Origin of the sequence: Halorarum salinum, from assembly GCF_013402875.1 — an archaeon.
In the GTDB taxonomy this organism is placed as follows: Archaea; Halobacteriota; Halobacteria; order Halobacteriales; family Haloferacaceae; genus Halorarum; species Halorarum salinum.
Window position 1 is genome coordinate 668,430 of record NZ_CP058579.1, and the last position, 14,828, is coordinate 683,257.

At 71.2% G+C, this 14,828-nt stretch carries 11 protein-coding genes; 5 read left to right on the plus strand and 6 right to left on the minus strand.

Translation table 11 applies throughout. The features are described from left to right. Positions 1-305 precede the first annotated feature (305 nt). On the minus strand, positions 306-1,220 hold the full coding sequence (mdh, locus tag HUG12_RS03180; RefSeq protein ID WP_179267387.1) for a malate dehydrogenase: 915 nt from the start codon (positions 1,218-1,220) through the stop codon (positions 306-308). 217 nt (positions 1,221-1,437) lie between these two features. Between mdh and upp the strand changes: the two genes are divergently transcribed. Continuing rightward, entirely contained in the window at positions 1,438-2,115 is a 678-nt protein-coding gene (gene upp, locus HUG12_RS03185; RefSeq protein WP_179267388.1) for a uracil phosphoribosyltransferase, read from the plus strand. Between the two features lie 623 nt (positions 2,116-2,738). Here upp and HUG12_RS03190 read toward each other — a convergent pair. Beyond that, positions 2,739-3,311, minus strand: a complete 573-nt coding sequence (locus HUG12_RS03190; protein ID WP_179267389.1) for a cysteine hydrolase family protein — start codon at positions 3,309-3,311, stop codon at positions 2,739-2,741. A 146-nt stretch (positions 3,312-3,457) separates the two neighbouring features. On the opposite strand from HUG12_RS03190, the gene HUG12_RS03195 reads away from it, so the two are divergent. From HUG12_RS03195 to ilvA, 3 genes are all read left to right on the plus strand, one after another. Further along, a complete protein-coding gene (locus HUG12_RS03195; protein ID WP_179267390.1) occupies positions 3,458-5,104 on the plus strand; it encodes an Hvo_1808 family surface protein in 1,647 nt (548 codons plus the stop codon). A 110-nt stretch (positions 5,105-5,214) separates the two neighbouring features. Next, positions 5,215-6,384, plus strand: a complete 1,170-nt coding sequence (locus tag HUG12_RS03200; RefSeq protein WP_179267391.1) for a nicotinate phosphoribosyltransferase — start codon at positions 5,215-5,217, stop codon at positions 6,382-6,384. A gap of 342 nt (positions 6,385-6,726) precedes the next feature. Beyond that, complete coding sequence (gene ilvA, locus HUG12_RS03205) at positions 6,727-7,944, plus strand: threonine ammonia-lyase (protein ID WP_179267392.1); 1,218 nt, start codon at positions 6,727-6,729, stop codon at positions 7,942-7,944. Positions 7,945-8,210: 266 nt separating this feature from the next. Here the strand turns inward: ilvA and HUG12_RS03210 are convergent, their stop codons facing one another. The 3 genes from HUG12_RS03210 to rnz all read right to left on the minus strand — a co-directional run bounded on the left by HUG12_RS03210 (position 8,211) and on the right by rnz (position 11,909). Continuing rightward, on the minus strand, positions 8,211-10,178 hold the full coding sequence (locus tag HUG12_RS03210) for a DUF460 domain-containing protein (RefSeq protein WP_179267393.1): 1,968 nt from the start codon (positions 10,176-10,178) through the stop codon (positions 8,211-8,213). A 170-nt stretch (positions 10,179-10,348) separates the two neighbouring features. Beyond that, positions 10,349-10,738, minus strand: coding sequence for a DNA-binding transcriptional response regulator (locus tag HUG12_RS03215; protein ID WP_179267394.1), 390 nt, complete (start codon positions 10,736-10,738; stop codon positions 10,349-10,351). A gap of 223 nt (positions 10,739-10,961) precedes the next feature. Next, on the minus strand, positions 10,962-11,909 hold the full coding sequence (gene rnz, locus HUG12_RS03220; protein WP_179267395.1) for a ribonuclease Z: 948 nt from the start codon (positions 11,907-11,909) through the stop codon (positions 10,962-10,964). A 244-nt stretch (positions 11,910-12,153) separates the two neighbouring features. Here rnz and HUG12_RS03225 point away from each other — a divergent pair, with 244 nt between their 5' ends. Continuing rightward, positions 12,154-13,887: a DUF4382 domain-containing protein gene (locus HUG12_RS03225; protein ID WP_179267396.1), complete on the plus strand. Its 1,734-nt coding sequence runs from the start codon at positions 12,154-12,156 to the stop codon at positions 13,885-13,887. 6 nt (positions 13,888-13,893) lie between these two features. Here the strand turns inward: HUG12_RS03225 and HUG12_RS03230 are convergent, their stop codons facing one another. Further along, positions 13,894-14,547, minus strand: coding sequence for a hypothetical protein (locus HUG12_RS03230; protein ID WP_179267397.1), 654 nt, complete (start codon positions 14,545-14,547; stop codon positions 13,894-13,896). Between the last annotated feature and the right edge of the window lie 281 nt (positions 14,548-14,828).

Consider the following 14,828-nt stretch of genomic DNA (forward strand, 5'->3'; position numbering starts at 1 on the left):
TCACGGGGCGTGTGGTTCCGGTATCGTACTTCAAATCTACGTCGAGTAGTCGCCGCCGTCGCCGGCCGACGTCGGTCGACGTCGACGGTTCCACCCCACCGTGAGCGTCGGCGACCCGACCGACAACCACGCGGCGAGCGCGGCGGACGGAACCATCCCCAGCGGACCGACCGGTAGCAGCCCCAGAAGCAGGTCCCGATGGGGATGTCAGCGGTCCGGGTTCGCGACGCGAGGTGTCCCCGTCGATGGCGCGTCGACGGAAAAGCGGGGGTGCGTCGACGGTACGATCGGACGCGGCGACCGGTCTACGAGATCTTCCCGTACTGGTCGGAGAGCTTCTCGGCGGCCTCGTCCATCAGCTCCCGCTCGTAGTCGTCCAGCTCCCACTCGACGACCTCCTCGACGCCGTTCGAGCCGAGTTTGACGGGGACGCCGAAGGCGGTGTCATCGTGGCCGAACTCGCCGTCGAGCGGGAGCGAGCCAGGGAGCACCTCGCCGGTGTCGTGCAGGACGGCCTCGACCATGTGGGCGACGCCCGTCGCCGGGCCCCACTGGGTCGCGCCCTTGCGTTCGATGACGTCCATCGCGGACTCCTGCAGGTCGCCGAGGATCTCCTCGCGCTCGTCGGCGGTGAACTCGGGGTCGCGGCCGTCGACGCGGACCTTCGAGAAGACCGGGACCTGCGCGTCGCCGTGCTCGCCCAGGATGGTCGCCTCGACGTTCTTCACGGGGGTGTCGAAGCGGTCCGAGAGGACGTAGCGGAACCGGGCGGAGTCGAGTCGGCCGCCGAAGCCGATCACCTCGTGCCGGTCGCGGTCGCCCGCCTCGTACAGGTGGCGGTTCAGCAGGTCGACCGGGTTCGAGGTCGTGATCGAGACGAAGTCGTCGTTGTACTCCGCGAGCGAGGAGCCGATGTCTTCCATGATCGGTGCGTTGTCCCCCGCGAGGTCGATGCGCGTCTGGCCCGGTTGCCGGGGGATGCCGGCCGTGACGACCACGACGTCCGAGCCCGCGGTGTCCTCGTACTCGCCCTGCACGACCGTGGTGTTCGAGTCGTACGCGATCCCGTGGTTGGTGTCGGCCGCCTGTCCCACCGTCGTCTCCCGCTGGTCCGGGATGTCGACGAACACGAGCTCGTCGACGATGTCCCGGAGCGCGAGGTTGTAGCCGGCCGCCGCGCCCACCGTCCCCGCCGCGCCGATGATGCTAACCTTCGTCATACCACGTAAACAGCGACCGGAAATTCGGGTAAACGTTTCGAAAGTCGCGATTTCGGTGGCCGTGCGTCGTAGGAACGATCGACAGTCGTCGAATCACGGCCGCCGACCGCCGACGGCGAGGGACGCGGACGACCGCTCCCCGCCGCGAGCCGCGGTTCGTTGCCCCGGACGGGCCGTTCCGCCGGGGTTTATGGCCGTCCCCGTCCGCCCCTCTAGCATGCCAATCGAGGAACGTGGGGACGCGCACCTCATCACCCACGCGCTCGCCAAGGACACCCTCTCGCGGCTTCGCGACGTGGAGACCTCGCAGGTCGCCTTCCGGAAGGGGCTGGTGAAACTCGGCCGCATCTGCGGCTACGACATCATCGACGGCGCGATGGAGACGGAGTTCGTCTCCATCCGGACCCCGCTGGCCGAGACGACCGGCGAGCGGGTGAAGCGGCTCGACGACGTGGTCATCGTCAACGTCCTCCGCGCGGCGACGCCGTTCGTGGAGGGCCTGCTCAAGGCGTTCCCCCGCGCGAAGCAGGGCGTCATCTCGGCCGGCCGTAACGAGGAGGCCGGCATGGGCGAGGACGGCACTTTCCCCATCAGCATCGACTACACGAAGCTCCCCGAGATCAGGGAGTCCGACACGGTCATCGTCGCCGACCCCATGCTCGCGACCGGGTCGACGATGTGTGCCGTGCTCGACCACGTGCTCGAACAGGGTCCCGACCCGGAACACCTGTTCGTGCTCTCGGCGGTCTCGGCGCCCGACGGACTCGTCCGCGTCGGCGAGCAGTTCCCCGAGGCGGACCTGCTCACCGTCGCCATCGACGACCACCTCAACGACGAGGGGTTCATCGTCCCCGGCCTCGGCGACGCCGGAGACCGGGCGTTCCGGACCGAGTAGCCCCCTCTTCCTGATTCTCCCCGACTCGTTCGACCGGCATTCGGCGCGCGGCGGCCGCGCCTCGGTCACGCGAGCGAGGGTGACCTCACGGGACCGCAGGTCCCGGGTAGTGTGCGACCGAATACGCGCGAGGGATGAGTGAGCGACCGAGCGGCAGCGAGGGAACGAGCGAATCGGCTGGGGAGGGCGTGGCTGCGGCTACGGTGGGTTGGACCGAAAGGGGCCGCGGCTCTCGGGGAAGCACGGGCGGTCAAGCACCGGAGCGCCCGAACGGAGTGAAGGGGCGAGGGTCACGTGAGCACCAGCGAGCGTGACGGTTCGAGACGGCGTGGCCGTCTCGTCGTGCCGAAAATCTCCGATTTTCGTGCACTTCCGAGGAGCTTGCTCCGAGGTAAAGCGCAGCCGGCCGCGCGAGTCACGCGAGCGAGGGTGACAACGGAAGTCACGGCCCGCACAGCGAACGTAGTGAGCGAGCAGGACCGTCTTCCGGTAGCCGAGACCCGCTGCCCCTTTCGGGAACTGCTCCATGACGGGTGGGCCAACATCGGATACGAGACCCGCGGGCGCGTTCGAGGTACATCTCGGCCGGTACTCCCCCATCGAGAGTACCGGGGCAAGCAGGCTCACTCGAACGTCACGTCCGCCAGTTCCGTCGTCTCGCCGAACAGCCAACCGGCGTGTTCGACCGCGTAGTCGCGGTGGTCCTCGGTGATGTAGCCGAGCGCGTCGGCGACCACGACCGGGCGGTAGTCGCGAAGCCCGGCCGAGCCGGCAGTGTGGAGGACGCAGACGTTCGCGAGGGTGCCACAGATCACCAGGTCGTCGACGCCGTGAGTGTCGAGCCAGCCCTCCAGGTTCGTCCGGTAGAACGCGTCGTAGGTGTGCTTCTCGACGACGTGGGCGGCCTCGTCGGTCGGGAGGTCGTCGATCAGTTCGGCGTCCCAGGAGCCCTCGACGACGTGCTCGCCCCAGCGCTCGAACTCGTCGTAGTAGTGGGCGTCCTCGAACTGTTCCGGAGGGTGGACGTCCCGCGTGTACACGACCGGAACGTCGGCGGCGGACGCGCGCTCGACGAGCGTCCCGACCGGTTCGATGGCGGCCTCGCTCCGTTTCGCGTGCAGGCTGCCGTCCGGGTGGCAGAAGCCGTTCTGCATGTCGACCACGACGACGGCGGTGCGATCTGGGTCGAACCTCATGTCGGAAGCGTGGTGACGGGAGAGCAAAAGGACTCGCCCGATCCGCCGGGTCGAACCGGCGGGAGCCGGGGCGACGCGGTCCGGACCGGTACACCCGGGTCGTGCTTGCGGACAAGGTACTTACACCCGCAGTTCCATGCCGGAGTATGCGACGCTCCTCCCCGTCGGTCCGCTCCAGGCGGTTCGGCGCGCTCCTGCTCGTCGCCCTCCTGGTCGTTCCCTCGCTCGCCCCGGTCGCGGCGGCCACGCCGGGCGAGCAGGTCGCGGCCGCGGGGACCTGGGCCGACGACGCGCCGCCCGACCCCGAGAACGACACGATCGGCTGGGAGAACGGCGTCTGGCACAACGAGAGCATCCACGTCGACCAGTCCGACGGGCTGAACGACACGGAGCTGGAACTGTTCGTCGCCCGATCGATGGCGCGGGTCGAGTACGTCCGGGAGGAGGAGTTCGACGAAACCGTCCCCGTCGAGATCCTCAGCCGCGAGGAGTACCGCAACCAGACGGAAGGACGGATGGGCGACCGGCCGGAGTACAACCGCTGGAACGACCAGGTGTGGGAGGCGATGTTCGTGGTGGGCGAGGACACCGGCTCCGCGGAGGCGATCGGCGAGACGCAGGGCACCTCGGTCGCGGGGTTCTACTCGCCACGGGACGACGAGATCAAGATCATCACGGGCACGCCAGAGGAGCCGACCGTCAGCAACGCCACGCTCGTCCACGAACTGGTCCACGCGCTCCAGGACCAGCAGTACGACCTGACGAACGAAACGTACACCGCGCACACCCAGGACGGTGACCTCGGTGTCAACGGCGTGGTCGAGGGCGAGGCGAACTACGTCGAGTCGCGCTACTCGGAGCGCTGCGGGGAGGAGTGGAACTGCGTCGAGACGCCCGACTCAGGGGGCGGCGACGGCGGGAACCCGAACCTCGGCGTCCTGCTCACCATCTTCAATCCCTACTCGGACGGCCCGGTGTACGTGAACGAACTGGTCCAGGAGGGCGGCTGGGATGCGTTCGAGGAGCGGTTCGAGGACCCGCCGCGCTCGTCCGAGCAGATAATCCACGTGACCGACGAGGAGCCCGAATCGATGGAGTTCGAGGACACCGCCCGGAACGGCTGGGAGACGTACCCGGACCGGGGGCAGAACGGCTCGGACACCGTCGGCGAGGCGTCCATCTTCGCGATGTTCTGGTACCAGGCGAGCCAGTACGGCGCCGACACCGTGAACCCACGGACGCTGTTCGACGTCGAGAACGAGTACGACACGTACAACTACGACGCCGAACCCTCGAACGGCTGGGCGAACGACCGCGTGTTCCCGTACCGCAACGGCGAGGGTGAGGACGCCCGGAACGGCTACGTCTGGAAGACGGCGTGGGACACCGAGGCGGACGCGACCGAGTTCAACGACGCCTACCTCCGGATGCTGGAGGCCCACGACGCCCGCGAGACCGACGACGGCTACTACGTCGTGCCCGACGGCCCGTTCGAGGACGCCTTCCTCGTCGTCCGGGACGGCCGGGAGGTGATCATCGTGAACGGGCCGACCGTCGAGGACGTCGAGGACATCCGGCCCGCGCTCGCGGCGGGGACGGCGACCTCGACCCCGGAGGGCCCGACCGCGACGCCGACCGACGAAAACGGCGGGAGCGGCGAGAACGGAGCGAAGGGCGGCAACGACGGGACAGCGACGTCCGCGAACCCGACCGAGACGACCGGCGCCGGCTTCGGCTTCCTCGTCGCGGTCGCCGCCGTGGGAATCGCCGCACTCCTCGCGCGTCGGGACTGACCCGGCCGGTTCCGGCCCGGCATCCCCCGGCGCCCGCCCGTCCCGTCCGCTGGCGCGTCGTCCGGCCGCGAAGCGTGACCTTTTCCCTCGACCGGACGAATCCCCCGGCGATGGACGCTCCCGCGCCCGATTTCGACGTCGTTCCGCCGGCCGCCGTTCGGGAGGGCCGCGCCACGGACGCCTACTTCGCCCGGACCGAGGAGACGCTCCGGCACGCCGACCGGAACCCGAACGTCGTCGCGGAGGTGACCGCGGACCAGTTCCCCGACGGCGAGTTCGAACTCCTCGCCGGCGTGAAGGACGCCGCCGCGCTGTTCTCGGGGCTCGACGTGGACGTCGACGCGCTCCCGGAGGGGACGCTGTTCGACGGGGGGCCCGTGTTGCGCGTCGAGGGGCGCTACCTCGAGTTCGCGCGCATGGAGACGTCGCTTCTGGGCTTTCTCTCGCACGCCTCCGGCGCCGCCACCGCGGCCCTGGAGTGCCGCCGCGCGGCGCCCGACGCGAACGTGCTCTCCTTCGGCGCCCGGCACGTCCACCCGAGCGTCGCGGCGATGGTCGAGCGGAGCGCGCTCGTCGGCGGCTTCGACGGCTTCTCGCACGTCGCCGCCGGGGAGGTGATCGGCCGGGAGGCGTCGGGGACGATGCCCCACGCGCTGATCATCTGCTTCGGCCCCGGGGAGCAGGAGGCCGCCTGGCGCGCCTTCGACGAGGCGGTCCCGGCGGACACCCCCCGCATCGCGCTCTGTGACACCTACACCGACGAGAAGGACGAGACCATCCGCGCGGTCGAGGAACTGGGCGACCGGCTCTCGGGCGTCAGGCTCGACACGACCGGCTCCCGCCGGGGCGACTTCCGACACATCGTCCGCGAGGTACGGTGGGAACTCGACGCCCGCGGGTTGGACGGCGTGGACGTCTTCCTCTCCGGGGGGCTCGGTCCCGGCGACCTCCGGCGCCTCCGGGACGTCGCGGACGGCTTCGGCGTCGGGGGGTACGTCAGCAACGCCGACCCGGTGGACTTCGCGCTGGACATCGTGGAACTCGACGGCGAACCCACGTCCAAGCGCGGGAAGCTATCGGGCGTGAAGGAGGCGTACCGGACCGCCGACGGCGGGCACCACGTCGGGCTTCGGGGGCGCGAGGGCCCCGAGGACGGCGAGCCGCTGCTGGAGCCGCTGGTCCGCGACGGCGAGGTGGTCCGGGAGTTCTCCATCGACGAGGCCGCCGAGCGCGCGCTGGCGGAGGCCGAGGCGACCGGGTTCGGTGCCGATTCGGAGTAGGGAGCGGCGCGTTCGGGTCGGTTCAGTCGTACGCCTCCGGCACAACCATGACGACCTCGAAAGCCCCCGCGGCTGTCGGCGAACGCGGACGAGACAAGCACCACAGTGCGAGCGACCGAAGGGAGCGAGCGCGAGGAGCGCAGCGAGGGTCACGCGGACGGAGTGAGGGTGACCTCGGAAGTCGCAGCCGACGAGCGCAGCGAGGAGGACCGTCTTCCGTAGCCCCGGAGCCGACAGCCGCGGGGGCTTCCGCGGTCGTTGCCACAGCGATACGTCGACCTCCACCCACGGGGAGGGTACCTATTCCCGCAATTTTTGTACGCTCGCGGCGACCCCCGACCCATGACCACCGTCGACGTCACCGCCATCCGGAACGCGAGGGAGCGGTTCGACCCCGACATCGTCCGCGAGACGCCGGTCGAGCGGTCGCGGTCGCTCTCGGAACGCTCGGGCGCCGACGTCCGCCTCAAGATGGAGCACCTCCAGCGCACCGGCTCGTTCAAGACGCGGGGCGCCTCGAACAAGCTCGCCCGGGTCGCCGCCGGCGGCGACGTCGAGCGCGTCGTCGCCGCCAGCGCGGGCAACCACGCCCAGGGCGTCGCGCTCGCCGCCTCCCACGAGGGCGTCCCGGCGACCATCGTGATGCCGAAGACCGCCCCGCAGATGAAGGTGAACGCCACGCGGGGCTACGGCGCGGAGGTCGTCCTCCACGGCCACGAGTTCCAGGACGCGCTCGCGCACGCCGAGGAACTGGCCGACGAGCCGGGGAGCCTGTTCGTCCACGCCTACGACGACCCGGACATCGTCGCGGGCCAGGGCACCCTCGGGCTCGAGATCGCAGAGCAGGTGCCCGAGGTGGACACCGTGGTCGTCCCCATCGGCGGCGGCGGGCTCATCTCGGGCATCGCGACCGCGCTCGACGCCGTGGCGCCGGAGGTCCGCGTCGTCGGCGTGCAGGCCGAGGAGGCCGCGACGGTCCCGCGGAGCCTCGACAAGGGGGAGCCGATCAACATCGAGGAGACCCGGACCATCGCGGACGGCATCGCCACCGGCGGCATCTCGTCGCTCACCTACGACCTGATCGAGGCGCACGTCGACGAGGTGGTGACCGTCAGCGACGACGAGATCTCCCACGCCATCCTCACGCTGCTCCAGCGCGCGAAACAGCTCGTCGAGGGCGCCGGCGCGACCTCCGTCGCCGGGATGCTCTCGCCCGACCTCGACGTGACCGGCGAGACGGTCGTCCCGCTGCTCTGTGGCGGGAACATCGACATGTCGATGCTCCAGACGGTGCTCACCCACGCGATGACCGACCGCGACCAGCTCCTCCGGCTCCGGGTGCGCATCGACGACGAGCCGGGCGAGATGGCGCGCCTCTCGGACCGCATCGCCGCCCAGGGGGCGAACATCCGGAACGTCCGGCACGATCGCGCGGTCGAGGACCTCCGCGTCGGCGAGGCGTACCTCGTCTTCCGCGTCGTCACGAGCGGCCACGAGCACGCGAGCCAGATCCTCTCGTCGGTCCGCGAGTGCGGCTACGAGGTCGAGCGCGTGAACTGAGAACGGGTGCGAACCGGGAACGGGTACGACTCCCGTGGTAAGCACCCACGTTCCACCCGAAACGAAGGGGTTTCCGGGCACCCCCGATGACGGGTCGTTCACGCCGCAGTAGCACGGTTCCGGACTTACCCCGACCCCCGGTTCGTCAGCCGTCCGGATAGCCCGTCGCTAACGGGGTTTCGAGTCGGGTCGAGCCGTGGAGACCGGATTCGCTCGCGGGTCGACGGGTTCGCCCGCGAGCGGAGACTCCGCCCCCGTTCGGCGACTCACTCGACCCCGCTCGCACGGTGCTCGGAGATGATCTCGTCGACCATGTCGACGGTCTGCTGGCGCTCGCGTTCGGCCGCGCGATCGTGCCAGTCGTCGATCAGGTCCTCGACGTCGCTCTCGCGGGCGACCGCCAGTTCGTCGACCTCCTGGGTCCGCACGTCCCCGGCCGGCCCGACCGGGATCTCGTGCTCGAACAGCGCCTCGTCGGCGGCGTCCGAGAGGCCGCCGCTCTTGAGCACCGCCCTCGGCTCCGTCCCGGCGAGCAGTTCCGCGGTCGCCCGGCCGGCGCCCGAGGCGTCCCGGAGGAGGACCACGTCGCCGGCGGCGAGCCCGAACTGCTCGTCTGCGTGCTCGATGGCGGACTTGGTGAACTGCTCTATCACCTTCACCGGAATCAGGTCGCGGCCCCCGGCCACGTCCGAGAAGTTGTCGTGGTCGAGCTTCCAGAGCGCCTTCAGGCGGTCGAGCTTCCCCTCCAGCTCCTCGGCGTGCTCCTCGGCCTCGTCGCGCTCGCGCTCCAGCCGGTCGTTCTCGCGCCGGAGGCGGGTCACCTCGCGGTCCCGCCTGGCCTCGCGGCGCTCCTCCCGACGGGTCTCGGTGAGCTCCTCCTCCAGTTCGGCGATGCGCTCGTCCTTCGCGCCGAGGTCGTCCTTCAGGCCGTCGGCGTGGTCCTGCAGGCGCTCGACGCGGGCCTCGAGGTCGCGGATGCGCTCCTCCTCGGCGGTGAGTTCCCGCGGCTCGTGGCCCGACTCCGCCTCCTCCTCGTCGGGGTCGTCGGTCAGCTCCCGGAGCGCGGCCTCGACCGACTGCCCGCCGGCGACGACGCGGGCGATCACCTCGCCGCGCTCGACCCCGGCGGGCGTCTTGCGGGTGACCCGCTCGAACTGGTCCTCGTGGTCGTCGAAGGCGTACAGCGCCGCCGCGAGCGCGTCCCGCTCGTGGTCGTTGTCGTAGGCGACGTCCTCGGTCCGCTGCAGCTTGTCGTCTACGGGCAGGTCGCGCTCGGGCGCCCAGCCGGCCGCGTCGAAGGAGCGCCTGAACTTCTCGACGGTCTCGGGCATCGGGTGGACGTCCGCGGCGACGACGACCGGCCTGCCGCGCTCGACGAGCCACTCGATGACCTCGGCGGTGTCGGCCGTGCGGGTCGAGAGCACGTCGAGCGCGTTGCCGTCGAGGTCGAGGACGGCCGCGGCGGTCGTCGTCCCCGGGTCGATGCCGACGATGACGTGGTCCCGGCGCTTGGCCAGCGGCTCGAACTCCACGCCGTCCCGGCGCTCCTGTTCGATCTCGACCCGGGTGTCGCCCGAGCGGTTCCGCGAGACGGGGATCTCCCCCGGGGGCGCCTCGACGGTGAAGACGGCGTTGCCGTAGCCGCCGTACTTCTCCTTCGCTTCCATCTCGAACTCGAGTTTCGCCTCCTCGAGCTTCGACTCGACTTCGCGGGCGCGCCGCTTCACGTTGCCGTGGATGCGGCGGGTGTAGCGGTCCTCGCTCCAGCCGCCCTTGCCGGTCGACCGGCCGCGCGAGACCTTCACGGTGGTCGTGTCGGCGAACGCGCGCACCGCGTAGCCGACGTTCGCGGCCGCGAGCCGCGCGGCGGCCTCGGCCTCCTGCATCGGGTCCTTCCCGTACGGGACGCCGTGGCGGGCGGCGACCCGGGAGAGGGGCTCCGGCCGTTCGTCGCCGGTCACCTGCACGAGGGTCGTCTCGGCCGGGAGCGCGCGGAGGAAGTGGACGAGGGCGTCCTTGTCCTCGGCCAGTTCGTACATGTTGTCCGTCGCGACGAGCGCGGGTCCCTCGGCGTCGATGAGTCGCCTGAGCTTCCGGGCGCTCACCACGTCGCGTTCCAGCGTCTCGCCGTCGAATGCCACCAGGGCGTAGGAGGGCGCGTCGCCCCGGATGTCACCGCTCTGCACGTCGACCCCGTACACGAGGGAGTCGAGCACGCTCGTCCGGGCGTTCACGGCCCTCCGTTGGGGGTTCGGGGGTAAAAAGGCCGCGCCGAAACCGCCACTCGGCGTCGACGGACCGGCCGGCGCGCGGCCGGCCGACGTCGGCCGAACGTCCCGTCCGCGGGTCGTTCCACCGCGTCGGCGTCGGCGACGGCGGATCACGCCACGTGGTGATCGCGGGGTCAGGCCGCGTCGGTGACCGGCAGCGGTTCCCGCCGGCCGCCCGCCGCCGCGCGGACCGCCCCGCCGAGCAGCGCGAACGTCTCCCGCCTTCCCTTCTCGACGTAGGCGGCCGCGTCGGCCAGCACGACCTCGGGCACGTCCTCGACGGGCGCGCCGGTCACGACCACGAGCGGCGGGCCGCGACAGGCGACCCAGGCGGCCCGGTACGCCTCCGTCGAGGACCGCGGGTCGACCGCGAGACAGTCGGCCCGCCGCGCGGGCTGGAGGGCGAACTCGACCCGGCCCGCCGTCTCGACGGCGATGCCTTCCCGCGCCAGTAGTTCGACGGCGGCCGCGCGGAAGCCGGCGTTCTCGTCGGCCAGGAGCAGGCGGAGTTCGGGGGTCGTCATCGGACGGGGGTTCGCCCGAACGGACTTTTCGGTCGCTATGAGGGGAGCGGTGCCGGCGTGTGAGAAACGTAGTCAGCCGTGGCGATGAGCGAGCCCCGCGTCGGCCCCGGCACGCGAGTCCGCGTCGGCCCCGGCACGCGAGTCCGCGTCGCCCGATCGGCGCGGACTCGCGTCGGAAGCGACCGGGTTACCTGGGAAGTGCACCGGACGGCCTGGAAGCGGCTCAGCCGGCGTCGGGGAACGGCACCTCGAGTTCGTCGCCGTCGTCGGGGACGAACGCGTCCCCGTCGTACCCCTCCCGCTCGAACGCCTCGCGGGCCTCCGACTCCAGCAGGCCCGCGCGGGCGGCGTAGCGGGAGGAGATGTGCGTGAGCGCCAGTCGGTTCGCGCCGGCCCGACGGGCGACGTCGGCCGCCTCGGCGGCGGTCGAGTGGGCCGTACTGCGGGCGCGGTCGGCGTCCTCGCTCGCGAACGTGGCGTCGTGGATCAGCAGGTCGGCGTCCCGCGCCGCCTCGACGGTCGCCTCGCTCGGCCGCGTGTCGCCGGTGTACGCGACGGTCCGTCCGGGTCGGGGCGGGCCGACGACCTCCTCCGGCTGGACGACCCTGCCGTCACCCAGTTCCACGGCCTCGCCGGCGTGGAGTCGGCCGTACGCCGGGCCGGGCGGGATGCCGAGTTCCTCCTCGGCCTTCTCGCGGTCGAACCGGCCCTTCCTGTCGGCCTCCGCGAGGACGAACCCCATCGAGGTCGTCCGGTGGTCCGTCTCGAACGTCCGAACCTGGTACTCCTCGCGGGCGAGCGCGACGTTCCCCGGGCGGACCTCGTCGACCCGGACCGGGTAGGAGGGGTCGTGGCCGCCGGCGTGGACGAGCTGCCGGAGCGTCCGCTTCGACCCCGGCGGGCCGTGGATGGCGAGCGCCTCCTCGCGGTCGTTGAAGTCGAGGCTCTGGACGAGCCCCGGGATGCCGAGGACGTGGTCGCCGTGGAGGTGGGTGACGAAGACGTGCGAGAGCCCGAATCCGGTCCCGTACCGCATCATCTGCCGCTGGGTACCCTCCCCGCAGTCGAACAGGAGTTCGTCGCCCTCGCGGTTGACGTGGAGCGCGCTGGGGGCGCGCTCGACCGTCGGCACCGCGCCGCTCGTCCCGAGGAAGGTCACCCGCAGCGTCATGTCCGGTAGTGTGGGTGCCCGCTGTGAAACGCTGTCGGAAGCGGCGCGCCGCCGTCCGCGCCCGTCTCGCACCCTCCCCGGGCCGCTCTTGCCGAATCGAAGGGCTCGCGTCGTCCTCGCCCCAGCTACCGCGTGGTGCGTTCGCGTGCCCCACGCCATCCGGCTGCCGTCCCGGATTAATCCGGCTAAATCCCGGTTCGGGAGCTAGCGAATATATCCGGAGCCCGAGTGAGAGCCGAGTACGATGGTACGAACCGGGGGGAACCGCCGCGCGCTCGCCGCGCTCGCCGCCGCGCTGCTCGTCGTCACGGCGGGCTGTGGTGCGGGCGTGACGCCCGGCGAAGATGGCAGTTCGGGCGAGGGAACCGGCACGGTGAACTTCTTCATCAGCGACCAGCAGAACGCGATCGACCAGTTCGAGCAGCTAAACGTCACCGTCTCGGCGGTGATCCTGGTGCGCGCGGACGCCGGGAACGGCACCGCGACGCCGGCCGGGGACGGATCCGGCGCGACCGACGAGAACGGCGACGGGACCGGCGACGACGGGAACCGAACCGCCGAGGACGGCACCGAAGCGCCCGGGCCCGCGGAGGGCGAGCGGGTCACCTACGGGGTGGACGACGTCACGGTCGACCTGACCGAGCTCCGGGGCGCGAACGCCACGCGGCTCGGCGCCATCGACGCGCCGGAGGGGAGCTACACCCAGGTCGTCGTGCGCGTCGAGTCGGTCGAGGGCACGCTCACGGACGGCTCCGAGGCCGACGTGAAGCTGCCGAGCGAGCGGCTCCGCCTCAACAAGGGGTTCGCGGTGGGGAACGGCGAATCGGTCGACTTCGTCTTCGACGTGACCGTCTTCGAACGCGGCCCGAACGGCTACGTCCTCCGGCCCGTGGCGGGCGAGTCCGGCACCGGCGACGAGGTCGACATCGAGGCCCTCGAGCGCGGAAACGGCTCCGCGGCCGGCGGAGGCAACGCGAACGGGTCGGGCAACGCCGGGAACGGCGGCGACGGTGCCGGAAACGGCGCGAACGGTAACGATGGGGCCGACGATGGCGACGGCTCGAGCGATGAGGCGAACGGGAACGGCGCCGACGGGACGAGCGGCAACGGCGACGTGAACGCCGACACGGAGGGTAGCATGACCTTCTACGTGAGCGACGAGGAGAACGCCATCGGCGACTTCGAACGTCTGAACGTGACGGTGACGGCGGTCGGTCTGCACCGCGCGGGCGACGGCGACTCCGGCGGCTGGGTCGAGCGGGACGTCGACGACCGGACCGTCGACCTGACGACGCTGACGGGGGCGAACGCGACGCGGCTCGGCACCTTCGGCGTCGGGAACGGCACCTACGACAGGGTGTTCGTCCACGTCGGCGGGATCGACGGAACGCTGGCGGACGGCGAGTCGGTGAACGTCAAGCTCCCGTCGAGCAAGCTCCAGGTGGACAAACGGTTCACCGTCGGGAACGGCGAATCGGTCGACTTCGTCTACGACATGACGGCGTTCGAGGCCGGCAACTCGGGCAAGTACATCCTCAAGCCGGTCGTGGGCGAGTCCGGGACGGGCGACGAAGTGGACATCGACCCCGTCGACGAGGACGATTCGAACGAAGGCGACGCGGACGACGAGTCGGCGGACGGGGACGGATCGGCGGACGACGCCGCCCTGAACGCCTCCTTCGTCGGCGACGTCTCGGCCGGCGAGGAGGCCACCGTCGCGGTGACCCGGAGCGGTACCGGGGTCGAGAACGCGACGGTCAGCGTGACCCAGCAGGCCGACGACGGGCTCTCGATCGTCGAGTTCGAGACGGACGCGAACGGGACCGCGACGTTCGACGTCGATGCGAACGCGACCGGGCTGAGTGTGACCGTCGAAGACGGCGGCGACGAGGTCGAACTCGAACGCGAGTTCGAGGCCGATGGAACCGACGACGGGAGCGGTGACAGCGCCGCGTTGCGGGCCCCGCTCCCTGGGTGATCCCGGTCAGGACTCGGTTTCCGCGGTTCCGTCGGCTTCGGTTCCGTGAGCCGTGGGTTCGCCGGTCGAGGCTCCGTCGGTCGGAGTAGCGTCGGTCGGAGTGCCGTCAGGGGTGGCCCCGTCAGCTCCGCCGGACGAGCCGCCGGAGTCGCCTCCGGACACGCTCCGGCCGGCGCCGGCGCTCCCGCCGATCGCGTCGGAGGAGGCGTAGTTCACGCCGACGTACTCGCCGTCGTGCAGCAGGACGAGCGTGTAGTCGGCCGGCACGGTCAGGTTCGCCGCGAAGCGCGCCTCGGCGCGGCCCGCCTCGCACGTACCGGCGTCGCCGTCCCGGACGGTCCGTACGTCGAGCATGAACGTTTCCGGCGCGATGCGGTCGAACCGGGCGTCGAGGCTCACGTCGGGCCCGGCGACGGTGAGGTTCTCGCGGAGCGTGAGGTTCTGGCCGGAGCCGTTCGGGGCGCTCTCGGTCCGGTCGACGGCGCCGGGTTCGGTCGGGTCGACGCAGCCGACCGCCGTCGTTTCGAAGCCGTTGAGGCCGGCGTCGGGCTGTTCCGCGAACGGGTCGTCGATCGCGACCGCCGTCGTGACGCCGCCGGCGGCGGCGCCGCCGACGAACGCGAGGAGGGCGATCACGATGGCGGTGGTGCGGGAGACCATGCGTTCAGTGGGTTTCGACTCCGGGTTATCAGTGTTGTCGTCGATCCTGTAGGAGTGGCTGTCCGGGTGGAGGGGAACTGCGGAGATGGTCTCGAAAGCCTCCGCGGCTGTCGGCTCGGGGACCGCAACTGCGCTCCTCGCCTCGGTCGCGCCGCTCCCTCGGCCGCGGTGCTCGTCCCTCGCGCGCGTCCGGCGGGCACTACCCGGGACCTGCGGTCCCGTGCGGTCACCCTCGCTCGCACGCTCGCTCGCGTGACCGAGGCGCGGCCGCCGCGCGCCAA

What these genes read in the sequence shown, in the direction of transcription:
- mdh (WP_179267387.1), bottom strand. Translation starts at nt 1,220, where the DNA reads ATGACGAAGGTTAGCATCATCGGCGCGGCGGGGACGGTGGGCGCGGCG.
- upp (WP_179267388.1), top strand. Translation starts at nt 1,438, where the DNA reads ATGCCAATCGAGGAACGTGGGGACGCGCACCTCATCACCCACGCGCTC.
- HUG12_RS03190 (WP_179267389.1), bottom strand. Translation starts at nt 3,311, where the DNA reads ATGAGGTTCGACCCAGATCGCACCGCCGTCGTCGTGGTCGACATGCAG.
- HUG12_RS03195 (WP_179267390.1), top strand. Translation starts at nt 3,458, where the DNA reads ATGCGACGCTCCTCCCCGTCGGTCCGCTCCAGGCGGTTCGGCGCGCTC.
- HUG12_RS03200 (WP_179267391.1), top strand. Translation starts at nt 5,215, where the DNA reads ATGGACGCTCCCGCGCCCGATTTCGACGTCGTTCCGCCGGCCGCCGTT.
- ilvA (WP_179267392.1), top strand. Translation starts at nt 6,727, where the DNA reads ATGACCACCGTCGACGTCACCGCCATCCGGAACGCGAGGGAGCGGTTC.
- HUG12_RS03215 (WP_179267394.1), bottom strand. Translation starts at nt 10,738, where the DNA reads ATGACGACCCCCGAACTCCGCCTGCTCCTGGCCGACGAGAACGCCGGC.
- rnz (WP_179267395.1), bottom strand. Translation starts at nt 11,909, where the DNA reads ATGACGCTGCGGGTGACCTTCCTCGGGACGAGCGGCGCGGTGCCGACG.
- HUG12_RS03225 (WP_179267396.1), top strand. Translation starts at nt 12,154, where the DNA reads ATGGTACGAACCGGGGGGAACCGCCGCGCGCTCGCCGCGCTCGCCGCC.
- HUG12_RS03230 (WP_179267397.1), bottom strand. Translation starts at nt 14,547, where the DNA reads ATGGTCTCCCGCACCACCGCCATCGTGATCGCCCTCCTCGCGTTCGTC.